This is a genomic window from Shewanella sp. SM74, assembly GCF_025653725.1.
GTDB classification, from domain to species: Bacteria; Pseudomonadota; Gammaproteobacteria; order Enterobacterales; family Shewanellaceae; genus Shewanella; species Shewanella oncorhynchi.
On the sequence record NZ_JAKKRZ010000054.1, the window covers coordinates 1 to 14,770 of the forward strand.

17 protein-coding genes and 1 pseudogene are annotated in these 14,770 nt (G+C 42.2%); 5 read left to right on the top strand and 13 right to left on the bottom strand.

The window, feature by feature from the left end:
• Positions 1 to 31: 31 nt before the first annotated feature.
• The 3 genes and pseudogenes from L5M49_RS24195 to L5M49_RS24205 all read left to right on the top strand — a co-directional run bounded on the left by L5M49_RS24195 (position 32) and on the right by L5M49_RS24205 (position 1,367).
• Positions 32 to 244, top strand: coding sequence for a DUF3330 domain-containing protein (locus L5M49_RS24195; protein WP_000993245.1), 213 nt, complete (start codon positions 32 to 34; stop codon positions 242 to 244).
• 157 nt (positions 245 to 401) lie between these two features.
• A pseudogene (locus L5M49_RS24200) lies at positions 402 to 1,088 on the top strand (DUF4113 domain-containing protein); the annotation flags it as partial.
• Between the two features lie 123 nt (positions 1,089 to 1,211).
• Entirely contained in the window at positions 1,212 to 1,367 is a 156-nt protein-coding gene (locus L5M49_RS24205; protein ID WP_226770039.1) for a hypothetical protein, read from the top strand.
• A 276-nt stretch (positions 1,368 to 1,643) separates the two neighbouring features.
• Here L5M49_RS24205 and L5M49_RS24210 read toward each other — a convergent pair whose 3' ends face one another.
• The 6 genes from L5M49_RS24210 to L5M49_RS24235 form a co-directional block, all read right to left on the bottom strand.
• Complete coding sequence (locus L5M49_RS24210) at positions 1,644 to 3,176, bottom strand: nucleotidyltransferase (protein ID WP_011711663.1); 1,533 nt, start codon at positions 3,174 to 3,176, stop codon at positions 1,644 to 1,646.
• A complete protein-coding gene (locus tag L5M49_RS24215; RefSeq protein WP_011711664.1) occupies positions 3,173 to 4,111 on the bottom strand; it encodes a CBASS cGAMP-activated phospholipase in 939 nt (312 codons plus the stop codon). Before L5M49_RS24215 ends, L5M49_RS24210 begins: the two co-directional genes overlap by 4 nt.
• Positions 4,112 to 4,191: 80 nt before the next feature.
• Positions 4,192 to 5,757, bottom strand: coding sequence for an SAVED domain-containing protein (locus tag L5M49_RS24220; RefSeq protein ID WP_011711665.1), 1,566 nt, complete (start codon positions 5,755 to 5,757; stop codon positions 4,192 to 4,194).
• Positions 5,750 to 6,235 (bottom strand): Mov34/MPN/PAD-1 family protein, encoded by a 486-nt coding sequence (locus L5M49_RS24225; protein WP_049796111.1) that lies wholly within the window; start codon positions 6,233 to 6,235, stop codon positions 5,750 to 5,752. The genes L5M49_RS24220 and L5M49_RS24225 overlap by 8 nt, the downstream gene beginning before the upstream one ends.
• Positions 6,219 to 7,862 (bottom strand): ThiF family adenylyltransferase, encoded by a 1,644-nt coding sequence (locus L5M49_RS24230; protein ID WP_243578511.1) that lies wholly within the window; start codon positions 7,860 to 7,862, stop codon positions 6,219 to 6,221. Before L5M49_RS24230 ends, L5M49_RS24225 begins: the two co-directional genes overlap by 17 nt.
• Before the next feature lie 85 nt (positions 7,863 to 7,947).
• Positions 7,948 to 8,979 (bottom strand): nucleotidyltransferase, encoded by a 1,032-nt coding sequence (locus tag L5M49_RS24235; RefSeq protein ID WP_011711668.1) that lies wholly within the window; start codon positions 8,977 to 8,979, stop codon positions 7,948 to 7,950.
• A gap of 200 nt (positions 8,980 to 9,179) precedes the next feature.
• Here L5M49_RS24235 and L5M49_RS24240 point away from each other — a divergent pair, with 200 nt between their 5' ends.
• Positions 9,180 to 9,524, top strand: coding sequence for a helix-turn-helix domain-containing protein (locus L5M49_RS24240; RefSeq protein ID WP_011711669.1), 345 nt, complete (start codon positions 9,180 to 9,182; stop codon positions 9,522 to 9,524).
• Between the two features lie 9 nt (positions 9,525 to 9,533).
• The gene (locus L5M49_RS24245; RefSeq protein WP_011711670.1) at positions 9,534 to 10,343 is read left to right on the top strand and encodes an ImmA/IrrE family metallo-endopeptidase; all 810 of its coding nucleotides are present in this window, start codon (positions 9,534 to 9,536) and stop codon (positions 10,341 to 10,343) included.
• A gap of 596 nt (positions 10,344 to 10,939) precedes the next feature.
• On the opposite strand, the gene L5M49_RS24250 is transcribed toward L5M49_RS24245, so the two are convergent.
• From L5M49_RS24250 to L5M49_RS24280, 7 genes are all read right to left on the bottom strand, one after another.
• On the bottom strand, positions 10,940 to 11,128 hold the full coding sequence (locus L5M49_RS24250) for a hypothetical protein (RefSeq protein WP_041413370.1): 189 nt from the start codon (positions 11,126 to 11,128) through the stop codon (positions 10,940 to 10,942).
• A 69-nt stretch (positions 11,129 to 11,197) separates the two neighbouring features.
• Positions 11,198 to 11,863 carry a tyrosine-type recombinase/integrase gene (locus L5M49_RS24255; protein WP_011711671.1) on the bottom strand — a complete coding sequence of 222 codons (666 nt, stop codon included), beginning with the start codon at positions 11,861 to 11,863 and terminating at the stop codon, positions 11,198 to 11,200.
• A gap of 137 nt (positions 11,864 to 12,000) precedes the next feature.
• Positions 12,001 to 12,348: a hypothetical protein gene (locus L5M49_RS24260; RefSeq protein ID WP_011711672.1), complete on the bottom strand. Its 348-nt coding sequence runs from the start codon at positions 12,346 to 12,348 to the stop codon at positions 12,001 to 12,003.
• A 43-nt stretch (positions 12,349 to 12,391) separates the two neighbouring features.
• Positions 12,392 to 12,628, bottom strand: coding sequence for a hypothetical protein (locus L5M49_RS24265; protein WP_049796112.1), 237 nt, complete (start codon positions 12,626 to 12,628; stop codon positions 12,392 to 12,394).
• Positions 12,629 to 12,859: 231 nt separating this feature from the next.
• A complete protein-coding gene (locus L5M49_RS24270; RefSeq protein WP_011711673.1) occupies positions 12,860 to 13,162 on the bottom strand; it encodes a hypothetical protein in 303 nt (100 codons plus the stop codon).
• Positions 13,163 to 13,270: 108 nt separating this feature from the next.
• Positions 13,271 to 13,573: a hypothetical protein gene (locus L5M49_RS24275; protein ID WP_041413373.1), complete on the bottom strand. Its 303-nt coding sequence runs from the start codon at positions 13,571 to 13,573 to the stop codon at positions 13,271 to 13,273.
• Positions 13,570 to 14,718, bottom strand: a complete 1,149-nt coding sequence (locus L5M49_RS24280; RefSeq protein WP_011711674.1) for a DGQHR domain-containing protein — start codon at positions 14,716 to 14,718, stop codon at positions 13,570 to 13,572. Before L5M49_RS24280 ends, L5M49_RS24275 begins: the two co-directional genes overlap by 4 nt.
• Positions 14,719 to 14,770: the final 52 nt, after the last annotated feature.

The following is a 14,770-nucleotide window of genomic DNA, read 5'->3' on the forward strand; positions in this document are numbered from 1 at the left end:
AGCTTCGCTACCAATCTGGAGGAGTACCACCATGAACGCAAACGCCCCGAACACTGCCAGTTGCACCACCTGCTGCGTATGCTGCAAAGAAATTCCGCTCGATGCCGCCTTCACCCCGGAAGGCGCGGAATACGTCGAACATTTCTGCGGGCTGGATTGCTATGAACGCTTCCAGGCACGCGCCAAGGCCGCGACAGAATCTGACATTGCGCCTGTCCCTGGCGGTTCGCAGCCGTCAGATTGAGGCATGCCCTAACTGGGCGTCAGGCCGGAACCTTGGGCAGTGTCAGAATAGGGCCGATTCCAGCATTTTCTGACGACTCGCCTGCAACCTCTAGGGCCTCAACCTGACAGGCCGCACGCTTAGCGTACGATTTTGTCCGTTTTCTCTATCGTCCCCTATTAGTAAAAAACTAGAGTTGATGAATATTAAAACGGCCTACGACCTAGCACAAATGCCTGCAGGGCATGCTCGTAAGCAATTTAGCATTGAAATCGAGCGTACGGTTCGTGAGCTAAATGGCATCGAGTGCAAACAATGGGATCAGGCAAGAGCCGATAAACAGCAGATATTTTCAACTCGTTCAGTTGGTGAGCGGATAACCGATTTTAACTCTTTACTGCAGGCATTGAGTAAGCATGTTGGAATTGCAGCAGCGAAGGCAAGGGCACAGGGATCTAGTTGCAAATCAATGCTACTGTTCGCCAGTAATTCGCCTTTTGATGATCAACCTAAAAGCTTTAAAACGCTGATCCATTTCCCATGTGCGACAAATAGCACGGTCGAAATGACGCAGGCTGTCTCAGCGGCTGCACCCAAATTATTCAGAGAAGGTGTACGTTACTACAAAATCGGAGTTGGGCTCATCAACCTCGTTTGTGACAAGCGTCAGCAATTCGACTTATTTAATGCGCCAAAAGCTAATCCTGCTTTGATGCAAGCGCTTGATGGCATTAACTTTAGGTATGGCCGTGATACGCTGTTCTTAGCTGCACAGGGAATCGAACAAAAGTGGGCTATGCGGCGAGAACTGCTTAGCCCTCAGTACACAACCAAGTGGGACTGTTTGCCTATGATAAAATGCTAATTTTGACCCTTTTCAATTTATCTGTGGCCGAAGTTGTAATGTTCGGTCCTGTTGGGTTGACCATATTTTGGTATTGCTCCACATTGTATTCAGGATCATTTGCGATTTGACTGGAGGAACTAAATGAAGAATTCGAAATTCAATACATTGCTCTCAAAATGTGATCCAACGGCCCCAATACCTAATGATTTAGCAGAATTGCTTGATGCCCCCTCTGTTGGAAAAGAGGTCATTCCTTATAGTGTAGAGAAATCAATAAGTTCTGAAGAAGAGTATTGAGCTGCTTTAAAGCGAATTGACGAACTGTTTGATGCATTGCCTAATACCGCCGAAGGTGACGAACTTGAAAAATGGATTTCGTTGATTGAATCATATGAAAATGACCACTTCCCAATGTAAATCAATATTGCCCCAAAGCGTGCCAGAGAAACTTTTTGCCGTCATTACAGAATTTCATCAGTTGACCAAATTTTTGTAATGTTACAACGCCTAGATTAGTTAGCAGCGTAAGTGTTGTAGTTTTTGCACTTAATTCTTCTTGGAAGTTCACGTTATTCATACAGCGAACCTATCTCTGACGCTTACGACAAATTCACCAGTTCTCGCAACGCATACACGATCTTTGATGACGAATCCCTCAACCCAATGATCACCAGTGTAGGAGGTGGATTCTGTTCGATAAATTTCGTCTGCAGACGTGTTTGATTGAGTAGATATTTCCCCCCTAAGCTGCCCTACATTTGCCGCCTCTTGACCTGTGTTTACTACCTGCCAATAAACGTCGAACGGTGCAGGAACATTAGTCTTAAGTTTGAACTTTAACTCCTTTCCTTTGAGTAAAGGCTGTCCAGACTGAAACTCTTTCCAATATATGTTGGATTTATAACTTGCTTTTATATTCGCTGAATATATGTTTGCAACAATAGGGTATCGAAGTTGTTCCTTATGGGGCACATTAAAGCTTAGTGCAGGTAGATTTGTTGGTTTGTATACATCAACAAGTGACTTAGTTAACTTATCTTCCTCGATAAAGGTATCAATATTGATGAAATCGTCTCTGAGCCAATCCACCCATCGGAAAAAAGCTTTTGCTCTTGCGTTATCATCCTCATGCCATCGGTCAGCGAAGTTTTCTCCCGGATTAGCAGGGTTGGGGATAAGCCACTTCCCATCAGATGTGCGAGTTATCAATGTGTAGGTATTTCTTGCGTAGTAATCATTAAAAACAAAGCTATTGCTTAATTGATGAGAGTGCTGGTTTAAAGATGATATTAGATTTCTCAACGTGTCATAGATAGTTGCTTCATTGTTATAACTATTGGCAGCTAATACAGTAATGATCATTGAGATTGGTTTGAAGGTTTCAATATCTGATTGTGAAAACCTTACGTCACGGTGTCTCTTTAATAGCTGAATGGCCCTCTGCAACGGCGTTTTAACGTGGATATTTGGAACATCGTCAATCGAATTGTACAACTGTCTTTGATTGTTGAAGATGCGTTGTTTCTGAGTTAATTTTGCTTGTTCAAATACAGTGCCATTTCTTTCGTAAAACCATGCAGCAAATCCTTTCGGGTTGCTCGTTGTCCAAGAGTAGCTGTTTTCTTGATCTTTATTTGTAGCTGCAATTGATTGAGGTCGGGCTAATAAACTGTTTTCTACAACAGAAGGGAGTATATCCATATGGAATCCAACCCCATCATCTTCAGCATAGTTAAGAGTCCAGCAGCGCTTTCCTTCATCATCTAACAATCGGGAATAAGTGCCATTCTCTTTAATCCGTTCCCCAACCTGATTTTTTACAGTGGAGGCTAGTACAGCCTGTTTTGAATGCCCCAAGTTGCAGACCAAATCAATGTCATAATCTGCATCTTTACTATTTTTGAATGGGCGGATTTCTGTTCCAAGCTTAAAAGAGCCTTGAAGGTATACCTCTGGGACACGAAATGTTCCAGGATAGTTACCTTGCTCTAGGTGCGTTTTCATTGAATTAAAGCGATCAATCGCTTGCTTATATTTAGTCGGTGAAATATCCAACTTTTTCGCCGCTGTTAATAGGGCCTCTTCCCTAGAAACTATTTGAGTCACGATACATTTCCTCCTAAGACAAAGTTGCTAATCTCTTTACTTCCATATGTAAAATTCTTGTCGGCTAAACTGATCAAATTATCGATTTCAGAAACGTCATCGAGTGGCAGATCAGTATCTGACTCAAAATCAATTCTTAATATTTGCTCAGGCTTCAAATGAAGCTTTAGATAATTCAACGCGCTTTGGCTCTGAAGCGATAGCATGAAACTTATAAATTCTTTATGCCTCCAGCCCGTTGCAAGACCCCAGTCTCCCTTGTGCTTTAAACCATAGGCGACTTTGGAATGACCGGTGCCGATGGATACCACTTGTATATCATCGTAATTTATCCCCAGTCGTTTTTGGGCATCGATAACAGCCACTAATGCTGGGTTGTTTGCCCACAGACCACCATCTGATAACAAGTACTCATCAACTTTATGAGGGTCAAAATATGTTGGGGCTGAGCAAGATGCTAGAACAGCATCTCTGACTTTGACCAACCTATCGCGATTAAACGTTGGGTCATAAGCCGATTTAAATACATGAACTCCGCCGTTACCAACATCCGTTGCAGGTAGAATCAGAGGCTTGGCAATTTGCCCAAGCGTACTATCGTTGAAAACACCTTTAAGAACTTTATATAAACTGCCACAGTCATAGACGCTTTCAAGCAACGGTTGCGTAATGTTTCGAAGCTTCTTAAAAGGTATTCTCGACTTTTTCTTTTTGAAAATATCTTCGCCATGTTCTTTGTACATGTTAACTATTTCGGTTGCGCGGATGTCGCAGGCAACACCAGCCGCTATTATGGAACCCGTACTAGTGCCAGCTATCATGTCGAATGACTCTAAGAGATTGATTCCGAGTTTTTCTTCGAAACATTTAAGTATGTGCGCAGGGTAAACCCCTCGTATTCCACCGCCATCAATGCTTAAAATCTTAAAAGTCATATGTATCCTTACTCCTCTGTAAACCGCCAGTTGACCAAATTTTAGTAATGCTACAGAGTGGCTCTTCTAACGATGGCTACTCATTGAGGTATTGATAGATTAACTTTTCCGTTTACTTGAGTTATCGACAGTTTAGACCTCATTTCGTCACCATCGAAGTCATATACAAGAAGTGCTGGCTGATAGAGATCAAAGGCTTGACCTATGAATACACAAGCAGCGTTAGATGCACAGATGAGCAAGTGAACACGCTTCACAGAAAATTGGTCATGAAGTTTTTGCAGTATTGCATGAAGTTCACTTTTTAATTCTAACCCGTTTTCCGGATGCGGGATCGCCGCATTACCCATTTGCTTGGCTACGATTTCAATCTCAGGATAACCGAGAGCTGTTGCAGTCTTTTTCATTACTTCAGGATATTGAGTTAATGCTATAGAGATCGTGACTTCTGATGATTTTCCTATTTCGCTCTTCCAGTTCACCTTGTAAGGTGTTTCTGAGCGAGAATCCTGAGGCCAAACCCAGCAGTTTCCATCTCGGTATCTGAGCATTGGCGTGATTTCAGATTTATTTCCTAGACACGCTCCTAATCCGATCAAAGCAGGCATTGGCCCAAATGCGAATAGCGCCGCTCGATATCCATAATTTTTTGTTTGATTAACTATGGTTTCTGCTTCCTCTGTAACAATTTCATCCATTTCTTTGGTAAACCGTTCAGGTTTGGTTCTGTATCGGCGTTCATTGTCACTAAGATTATTCAATGCTCCTCTCATGCGAGTTCTTAACCTAGATAAGCTTCCTGCAATGTCTCTTGATTCAGGGGGAGAAACAACATGGCCTCCTACCGGCCAAAGAACTGAAAATACAGGAATAGGCTGGAAACTCAGTCCTTCAAGTAATTTCTCAGTATTAATTAAAAACTCGGTTCGCATTTGAGTAAGTCTGGATGCAGGGTAATCAGCACACGCAACTCGATCTATTAATCGGTGGTGTTTGTCGCATAGAAGCAAGATATTAGCTGGCTCATTAGAAAGTTCTTCGGATAGATAAGGTATACCCCTTGGGCCACTCTCGGATGACGCAACATTGTGAGCCAAGTATGAATAGTTACCAGATGTCCCCGTCAGATCATCAATATCCAATCTATCCCCGCAGCCTTCAAACATACAATAGCCATGACTATCACGCATCACTTGATTAATTGTGGACTGTGTGAAATCTTTACCACGACCTTTATTAAATCGCTGTTCGATATTCCTAGAGATATAGTCGATAACGTCATTGACTGGCAAGACTCTAGATTGGCTAACACAGGAATTCCATATTTTAAATAGCGACTCTATTGTTCCATATTCGTTTTGAGATATGTTGCGACCCTGGAGGTGGCGAACCTCAAGACTATCCCCACAATCCATCAATGTTAGAGCATCCTTAAGCTCCGCATCAATTACGTTAAGCCGAAAACTGGCTCGGAACTCATGTGAATACAATATATATATCTGGTTTTTTACACGCTCATCGGTAAGTAATCCAACATGCTCCCACACAAAAAAAGTCTTAATGCCCAATAGAAACTCTGCGAGCTTGTCAATTGACTCTATGGGATAAAAACATGCTTGATGAAAATGTAGCCTCTCGTCAGTCATCGATTTGTTCCTTAAAAATTCGTTTAAATGACCCGTTAATTTCCCGAAAGATACAGACGTCTTTCTGACCAACAATTACAAAGACTAATTCTCTGTCAGGGTTACGTTTTATGCATTTCTTCCAATCTGCAATATCTATATACGATGGGGTGGGTGTTGGTTCAGGATGTGTGTGCCATGTACCCAAGTAGCCTAGTTTGCCATGCGAACTTTCGTAATAAGAATTAACTGATTTCTGGTGATGAGGAGCACGCATATTAAAGTTAACTCTGGTGGCAGAATCTTCTTTCTGAGGGGTAGTACAGTGTTCTAGCCAAAATTCATTAGCGTCAGCGGACTGAGAACCAATTAATGCTCCAAAAGCTTCACTTCTATCACGTGACATCTGCCTGTAAGAATACCAAACGTCAATTAGTTCTTCGGAAAGGTAAATTTTCGTATCTTTGATGCCCGTATCTTGCTCAATGAGTGCAGACATCACAGTCCTCATCAACCAAAGGTAAGTATTCAAGCGAACTGCTGAAATTGTAGTAACGATGAGTCAGCCTGATGCCCTCCGCCATTGCATCTTCATCTAAGCCCTTCCAACTGACTTTACATGACTTTGCTTGTTTGCCTTCCAAATACCGAATGGCCAAATTTGCTGCCATTACAGCTGTTTGAGCCGAACTTGCTGCGCCATATGAAATAAATTGTTCCCCACAGCCAGCGATATTTTTCATGGTTACCTGATTGGGTTCGATAAAATTCATATTTGACACAAGCCCTCTTACACCTGTTTCTTGGCAAACGTAAGAGCACAATAAACATCCCTCTGAACTAGGGATATCTAATGTTGCGTGGCCGCCAACGCCAAAACCTTCCAACCAACTGTTCATGACAGCAACTTTTGAGTTGTTATCCAAAAGGTATTGTTTAAACAACCGTTCCTGGGTCGGATTGCCTATAGCAATGACAATCAGGTCAAAATCATTCATACGGCTACTGCGAGCAAACTCCATCAGTTTATCTAATTTCCATTGTGCACAAGACCAGGGGAATTGTCGTTGAAGAGCGACACTTAGGGCTGCGGTTTTAGGTGCTCCTACCCAATGCTGTTCTAAAACATGGCGATACAGATTATTGATTTCGTATACATCAGGATCTACTAACGTAAGATGCCTGACTCCGGCAGCAGATAACTTATGCGCAATTTCACAGCCTACTGAGCCAACACCTATCACTGCTACCTTTTTGTCTGCTAACGACAGAATGCCTCCACCACGTTCCACAGTATTCTCTTGATTGAATAGCCGTATTGGTAAAGCTTCCAATTTCCAGTTTTTCAGCTTTTCATCTGATAGTGGTAGCGCATTTTTGGTTTTACCGCTAAGTTTCAGTGCGAACCAAGTACGTTCATCATTAACAGTTTTGGCAGTAAACACGAGCCAATAAGCAGTTTCACGCCATTGACCGTATTTTTGTTGTAAATCACTTCTAACCTTTACCGGTAGCGAAGATATTGTATTTAAATACCATTCATCGAGAGCATCTGAATGTTTAGGTGCAGGAGTAAGTGTCTCGATTGGAATAACAACCGCTTTTCCTGCTATGCGTCGATTACCCTTATCTATAGATAATTGAATATCACTGATAACCGAAAGCGAATCGTCAGCCGGATGAACCATATAGTGGCTTTCGATGCCAAATTGCTTGCCACCTACTGGCCTATATACCGATAATGTTTGTAGAACCGGCCTTGCGATATTTGCCAGTAGGGGTTTAAAGCTATCTGGAGCACAGATTCGCAACCATTCACTGGAGAACTCACGAAGCAATTCACTATGGTTCCAATCTGGATTCGTTATGCATTTCTCTAACAACAAGATATGCCTCCGAAGCGATTCTTCTACGACTAATAGTGGTTGTTCGAAATTTACTGACAGTGACTCTGGAGCATTAACACAAACAGTGCCAATCTGAATCCCTGCATATTCATGAACAGAGACATGAGCCAACCTGCCAATGGAATCAGGGTTAATTAAGAAAAATTCGGGCAGGCGGTAGTAGGGAGGATCTGCTACCAGCATTAATTGTATACCATGATTAAGGATCGTTGTTTCCACTACGATCCTCTCACCTCCAGCTACTTCACTGGTTGTGCAGTTGAAGCCCTGGTTGATAAGGTGCTGTTTTATTTCGCTTAGCACACTATGCCCCCTGTGACGTTCCAACTACCCCAGCGCTACTGTAAGCCACTTTTTTGGCATTACTGTCTTGCTCCTTTTCTGGTACTTCAAAGTCACCACCGAACAGTCCTTGCAAGATTTCACATTGTTTACGCAAAGAATCTTCGTTTAATGCTTGATCGAGTTTAGTCAACATTGCATTTAGCTTGTTATAGAGCTGTGTTCCTGTGTCAATACTACTGTTTTCAAAAACATTTCTGTATGGTTGAACCGGTAACCGCACATCGATTTTGTACTTACCATCATCAACCCACTGGAAATAATTGGCATTCAAAATTGCTGAAACAGTGTCGCGTAGCGATTGCAAGTCACTGAGTTTACCGTCATTGCTGATAGATGGACTGAACTTATCTTTCAACATTAGTGTGAGTCCAATTGAAAACACTTTTTTGCCTACATTTTGGCCGAATTTTTCATCTCTCCAGCGTTTTACGTATCTGACCAAACGTTTGACCTGTCTGATTTTCAGGTCTGCAGAGCCGATGTATTGGCTGCTATCATTAATATGTTCTATCAGTTTTTTTGGCTCTGCAGGAGACCACACACGGTTTTCTACATTTGAGTTCAACTTACCGACTGCCAGTTCATACTGCTGACCTAGTTTCCGGTATATGACTATGTCGATATGTAGGTTTAAATTCATGTAGTCAGCAGTGACACAAGGCTTTTTTATTCTTGCGTTTTTAAAACCACGCTTTTCCAAAACTTTTAGAACAAGTTTTTTAACTTCAACCGGATCATCAGGAGCATTATCTGCATCAATAACAACTGCTCTATCGATATCAAAGTCAGCCACTGGGTGCTTTATGCCTGTATGCGTGCTTAAAGAACCTTGAATAAACGTTTCAATTATTGGATAACCTGCGTTTTTAAATTCATCCCTTAAATCATCCAGGATACTAGAGTCCTTCGACCTGGCTTCCCGGTAAGTATCATCCTCTCGTCCTAATTTAATTTTGTCGTGAAATTTTGAGAATTGGTTTTGTAAAGACATAGTTAGCTACCTCTTATAAATTTGTTCACTGCAAATCTCTCTAAGACAAACTCACAGGTGAACAAGGTCTGCACCTACACCTATGTCGCTCTCGCTGGTTATTAACAGAAGTTAATTTATTAACCATCGTTTACAAACATACGCCTTCTAGCTAAATAGATCAACTGCTGTTAATATAAAAATTAACGGAGGGTTATTTTATGGCTGACAAACTTCAGCAAGCCGCACTTATCAGCAAAAACATAAAGCACATGCGAGAATTACTTGGCTGGACACAGGCAAGGCTCGCTAGCGAAGCTGGGATAACAGCGGCAGCACTGAGCATGATCGAAAAGGACGAAGGCCGAATGCCAACTATTGTTGTGCTGAGGAAAATCGCTTCGGCATTGGGTGTTAAACCTTATGAAATAACAGGAGAAGATGCACCAGAAGATTCTGGAGATAAAACGATTGAGTTCTACCGAAAATGGGGAGAACTTGATAAGCTGCCAGAACAGGATCAGCGTATATTGCGAGAAATGATGGAACGCTTCACCAAGAAGTAAGGAGTTGGTATGGAAGAACAAAAAGGAGCAATGGAGGCCGAATCTTTACTTGAAGATCTGGGTTTTGATCAGTTACCGATCAAAGTAATTCAATTTATTAATGCCGTTTCAGACGAAAGCTTTCCTATCAGAATGGAATTCCATGCATTTGTATCCGATCAGTTTTTAGGTAAGGCAATCGGTAGTCAAGATGGGGCTGGAATTATTATTAATAGCAATATTCCAGATTCTCGGCGGCTAAATTTCACTGCGGCACATGAAGCAGGCCACGTTTGTATGCACATAATGCAAGGCTCCTCTCAAGATTTTGCGTGTGGCAACTCTGAGCTTGGAGATTATTTTAAAGATCCGCTCGAACGCCAAGCTAATGGCTTTGCATCTGGGCTACTAATGCCAAAGCGATTGGTTAAGTCTTTGACTGATGGCGACGTAAACTGGCATAACATCAAACAAATATCCGATCTATGCGACACCTCTTTGGAGGCTGTTTTTAGAAGACTATCATGGCTTGAGAAAGCGCCTGTGGCGATGGTAATCCACCAAAACAAGCAATTTAAGCGTTTTGTTCCTACAAAGCATTTTAATTTTTATATAAACCAAACTAACCTATCCTCAGAGCAATTGGATTCTTGTACAAATGTCAGCCAAGAGGCATTTCCTAGTGACTTTGACGTTGTAGACCCGATAGATTGGGTTACACCAGAGCGAGATGGCATGAAGTTACTGGAGTTATATGCAAGCTCAATTGTACTCAAAGACGGGTTTATTTATACATTACTTAGTTACGATGATGACTGCCTGGAAGAAGTTGACATCTAATTTTTGCGGTTTGCAAACCTAATAGGCCAGTTACATAGTCATAGCAACAAACTTGGTTTTCTCTGAGTCGTAAACGACTGTAAGGTTAAAATTTCAATACGGTACATAGTATTGATTGGGATCTCAAAGATACCCATTTAGGAGTTTGTTTTTCTATTACTTTAAGAGGGTATTATCCCCATAGAAATTTTTATCTGAAATTGACGAATTAGAGTTAAGACTTTAACTCAGAATTGTCCCAAAGTGATTTTGCTAAGGTTTAATAGACATTCGTAGTAAAATTACAGTTTCTCACTTTAGTTATTTTATAGTTGCTCCTATTTGTCAGACTATGAGTACATTTTATGTCAATGTATGGTTATATGTTTTAGCTAAGTACTTGTTCCTAGGTATGCTGCTATGTCATGGTTTGGTTTCAGCGACAGCTTCTATATCACAAGCTACTGAGTAACAAGCATTATCCCAACGCTTTCTAACAGCAGCAGAAAAATAATCTAATACTTCTCTTATACTCATTTTGTAGCCTCAGCACAATTACTCAACTTAGCTTATTGTGAGCGAATACCGCTCACAAGTCAACAAGTAATGTGCGATATTCACACATTTTTGCTATTGCGATGTTTAATACCATCTACGATCAATTCAACAGCAGTACGTCGAGTTGCCCACCAATCATAGAACGTGCGGCGGGGTACTTTGGCAAGATCTGCCACCTCTTTTGCATCAAGTCCAACTTGAGCGCGGCAATATGCCGAAAAAGCCTCTTTATCTGCGGATTCCGCCATAAATTCCTCAAAATTTTACGAAACTAACAACTTTACAGTGTGCGCTATTCGCTCATAAATGGCAACAAGTTAAACCCAATCAAGACCGCACATTTCTTCGATTCGCTTTGGTTGAATAACAACATAGTCGATAGTAGTTTCAGGGCTGGCGTGGCCTAGTATTCGCGCTACTGTTTCAATCGGGACGCCATTGACTACTGCATTCGTAGAAAGCGATTTACGGCCTGAATGTGAGGATGCCAAGGGTAATCCGCATTTCCTGTAGATCTCCCTCATAGCCTGCTCTAGCGAGTCACAAGCCCAATACTCTCGTACCTCTCCTGATTCGAGCTTCCTTGGTTTCGGCTGTATCGAGTAAGGAGCACCACGAACTGTATACAGAAACCGTGACTCGGGTATTAATCCTTGGAAGTCAGCGCGGCCAGATACGCCCCACTTTTTAACTAAGCGGTGATCAATCCATTGCTGAATAATCTCCATCGATGTTTTGTTTGTAAGCCAAACGGTTCTTGGTTTCAACATCTTACAAATGCTGGCTGGTAGGTGGATTTCTTCTTTGATTTTGCCATTGGCAAAAAGGATGTGTTCAGTTTTGAGTAGTGCAATCTCAGTCACGCGCATAGCGGCGTGAGAAAGTACAACAGCACAGCGTTTACCTTCGCTATGCTGCATGAGTTGGCAGGTTTTCAGGACTCGATTGATTTGGGCAGGTGTTAGTGCGTCAGCGCGGCTCATTGTCTGTATTTCCTCTTTATTTGGGGATATGCAGACAATAGGATTTTTTCACTGCCTAATCAGTTTAACACGGTATTCCGTAAGCCTTTCACGGAAAGCAAAAGCGCCCCGAAGGGCGCTAGTTTTGGAGGACTTGTTCAGTATCCAAGCCGCTCTACGGTAGCTAACAATTCAGCATAAGTGGCGTTTTTAACTTTTTCGTAGAGCGTCTTGGCAGCATCTATTCCCTCGATGTAATCATCAGAATCTATGATCTCATGCGCCAAATGCTCGATAAAAGACGGCTCGATAAATGAGCCAGAAAGCACATTTAACAACACTTGCTTTTCTGCTGACTCTAAGTGAATCCCCGCTTGGAGTTGCAAATATTCGTAGCGATCCCAAATCTGATTTAGGCGCTCGGTCGTCCCTTCTCTCCTTTCCTCAAGGTTTGCCCTTAATTTTGGGGACGGGGTAAAACTCGGATTGCGCGGTAATTGGCTCATAAGACTCCAAAGCCCTGTATTACAGGGCTTAATAAATTTGATGTTAGATATTTGATTGATTGCGCATGTAAGCGCGATACCAGCTACGACATTGCTTTTCAAAGCTGGCCTCAGAACGTGCGGAAAGTGTGTTACCCATGAAGCCACCGCCCACACAAATTTGTCTGCCTAAAGTCCCGCTGCGACCTTGGGATTCAAGACGAATATATCCTCCGTCTAACGGCATCCAGAAGTTAAAAGTTTCACCAGTTTTACGAGATTTGATTGATAGATTTGCCATGATACTTTCCTTCGCCTCACCCGCTTATGCGCTTCGGCTCTCCGATGGTTAACGCACGACGCACTAACCTTAAACATAGTGTATGACAATTGTCATACTGAGGCAAGCGATATTTTTAAACTTTTGCATTTTCCATCGTTTCCGTGGCCTTTAGCCGATGGCCAGAACGTCACGGAAAGCAAAAAACGCCCGAAGGGCGCTTATTATGATAATTAACTACTTTGAGGCAACTTAAATCAAATTAATCAATTCTGCTTGAATAGCTGATATCTGTGCCTGATATTGAAAAGGCACAGGGCTATCATTAAGGCGAGGATCATAAAAAGTAATTACATCTTCATCCTCTGCATATTCTTGATTAGCAATAGCTTCATGCTGTGCTAGAACATGCCCAGTCGCAGCTTGAATAGCTGCTAATCTGTCAGAGCCATTAAACAAGACATAGACGGCAGCTCTGTATGCAATCTCATGTCTAATGTTATCTTCGTGCTCTTCCTCGCCGAACTCGACCATCAAATCCGAACCAATACCCATCCCATACCTCGACTAAAAATAAAAGAAACACAATGCCGCATTAAGGATATATACCGCGCTGATTATTGATTAGCAACCAATTGAAAAAATTTATACCCTAAAATACATCTAAACCGTTCTTTGCTTAGTAACAACAAGTGTATGTTGTTGGTCAACATCTGAAATATCATCTTCGTCAACATCCACACCCCAAGCGGTCACAATCTCATCTGTGATATCTCGCGATGTTGCCTGGGTTATCAACATCGTATAGCTCATGTGTTCAATCCTATGGACCAGTGCTCGCTCTAGAGAGGGCTCAATTGTGATGATTGTTAGCTCGTTGGTGCTGCAGATTTCAAATGCTTCAAGCACTCTTGTTAGTGCCACTTGCGCATTTGGACAGCGATAATCTTTCAGGTCGACGATCATGCCATTAGCTCCAACGTAGGAAATACCTTCAGGTGTTGACACAGTAGAGCGCCAATTCGTTTATCGCTACCGCGAACTATCTTGTGGTCTTCGTGAGTGACTACGCTGTGCTTTATCCAAAATTTATCCGCTTTATCTGCAATGGGTAGATTCAGATTTTGGAACACACTGAAAGAGTCATCCCCCGTGCCGTTCACCACAATTGCATCAAATATTGATCTACCAAGTAGACCTAAGCCATTGGTGAACACTACTTTCGTAAACATGGCGGCCTCATGCTGAGATTTGTAGTCTTGGCCATCGAGCATGTTTACTGGGAATTTGGAGATTGCTTCCTTCAGAAAATCCCGGCAAATTCCTAGCGTGACTTCAAAGTGCTCTGCGTCAGCTAATGATTTGTCAGCTGTAGAAGCTGAGACTCCTATGAACTTCAGAACCATCGCTTTGAATTGGTCGAATTTCCACATTGTTCCACAATTGATTTTACCGTGCAGCCCTATTCGGTCTTTGAGTCGTTTGCCTTGGCTAATTTCCATTTCAAGCAATTCATGACATAACGCAGCAAACGGTGTACGGCTGTTAAAGTGGTGACTAATTGATTTATTTGGTTTTTTTAGTGATACATGGTAATCACTGAATAATTGGCGTATTAGCTTTGTCGCAAACGGAGTGGTAAGAGATTCGTCAGCGATATGAATGAGCTTAAAGCTGACGGTGAAATCATTAAAATGATCTTTGTATTGGGCTAACAGCCATTTAATAAAAGTGGCTCGGCCTTGGCCGTCAGCAATAAATCTGTCAGCCGTTGCAGGAAGTTCCGCAGTGACCACGGACCGATTACCTATCTTCATTTCTTCTAAGACGGTCAACTCATTACAGAAGAAAGTCATATTCGGGAATACTGCCGCGTCGGTTTCCTGCCAGTACCGCTTTAGGGCGTTAACACGACCTGAGTCCACATCCCGCTGGCGTTTCAGTTGCTCGCTTAAAACGTCACTGTTGGCCTCTACGGGAAAGTGCTTGGCGAGCTCTTCGAAAGTAATCACGCCTTCGTATATCGTGACTCCGGCTTTATTGCTTAGGCCTTCTTTAGCCTTGAAAAGTGTCAGTGGCAAAAGTGTTGATTGATGTTCTGTTGTGGCCATCGGTTTAGCTCCATCGAAATTGATAGAGACATGATTTCACGAACCCGAGATC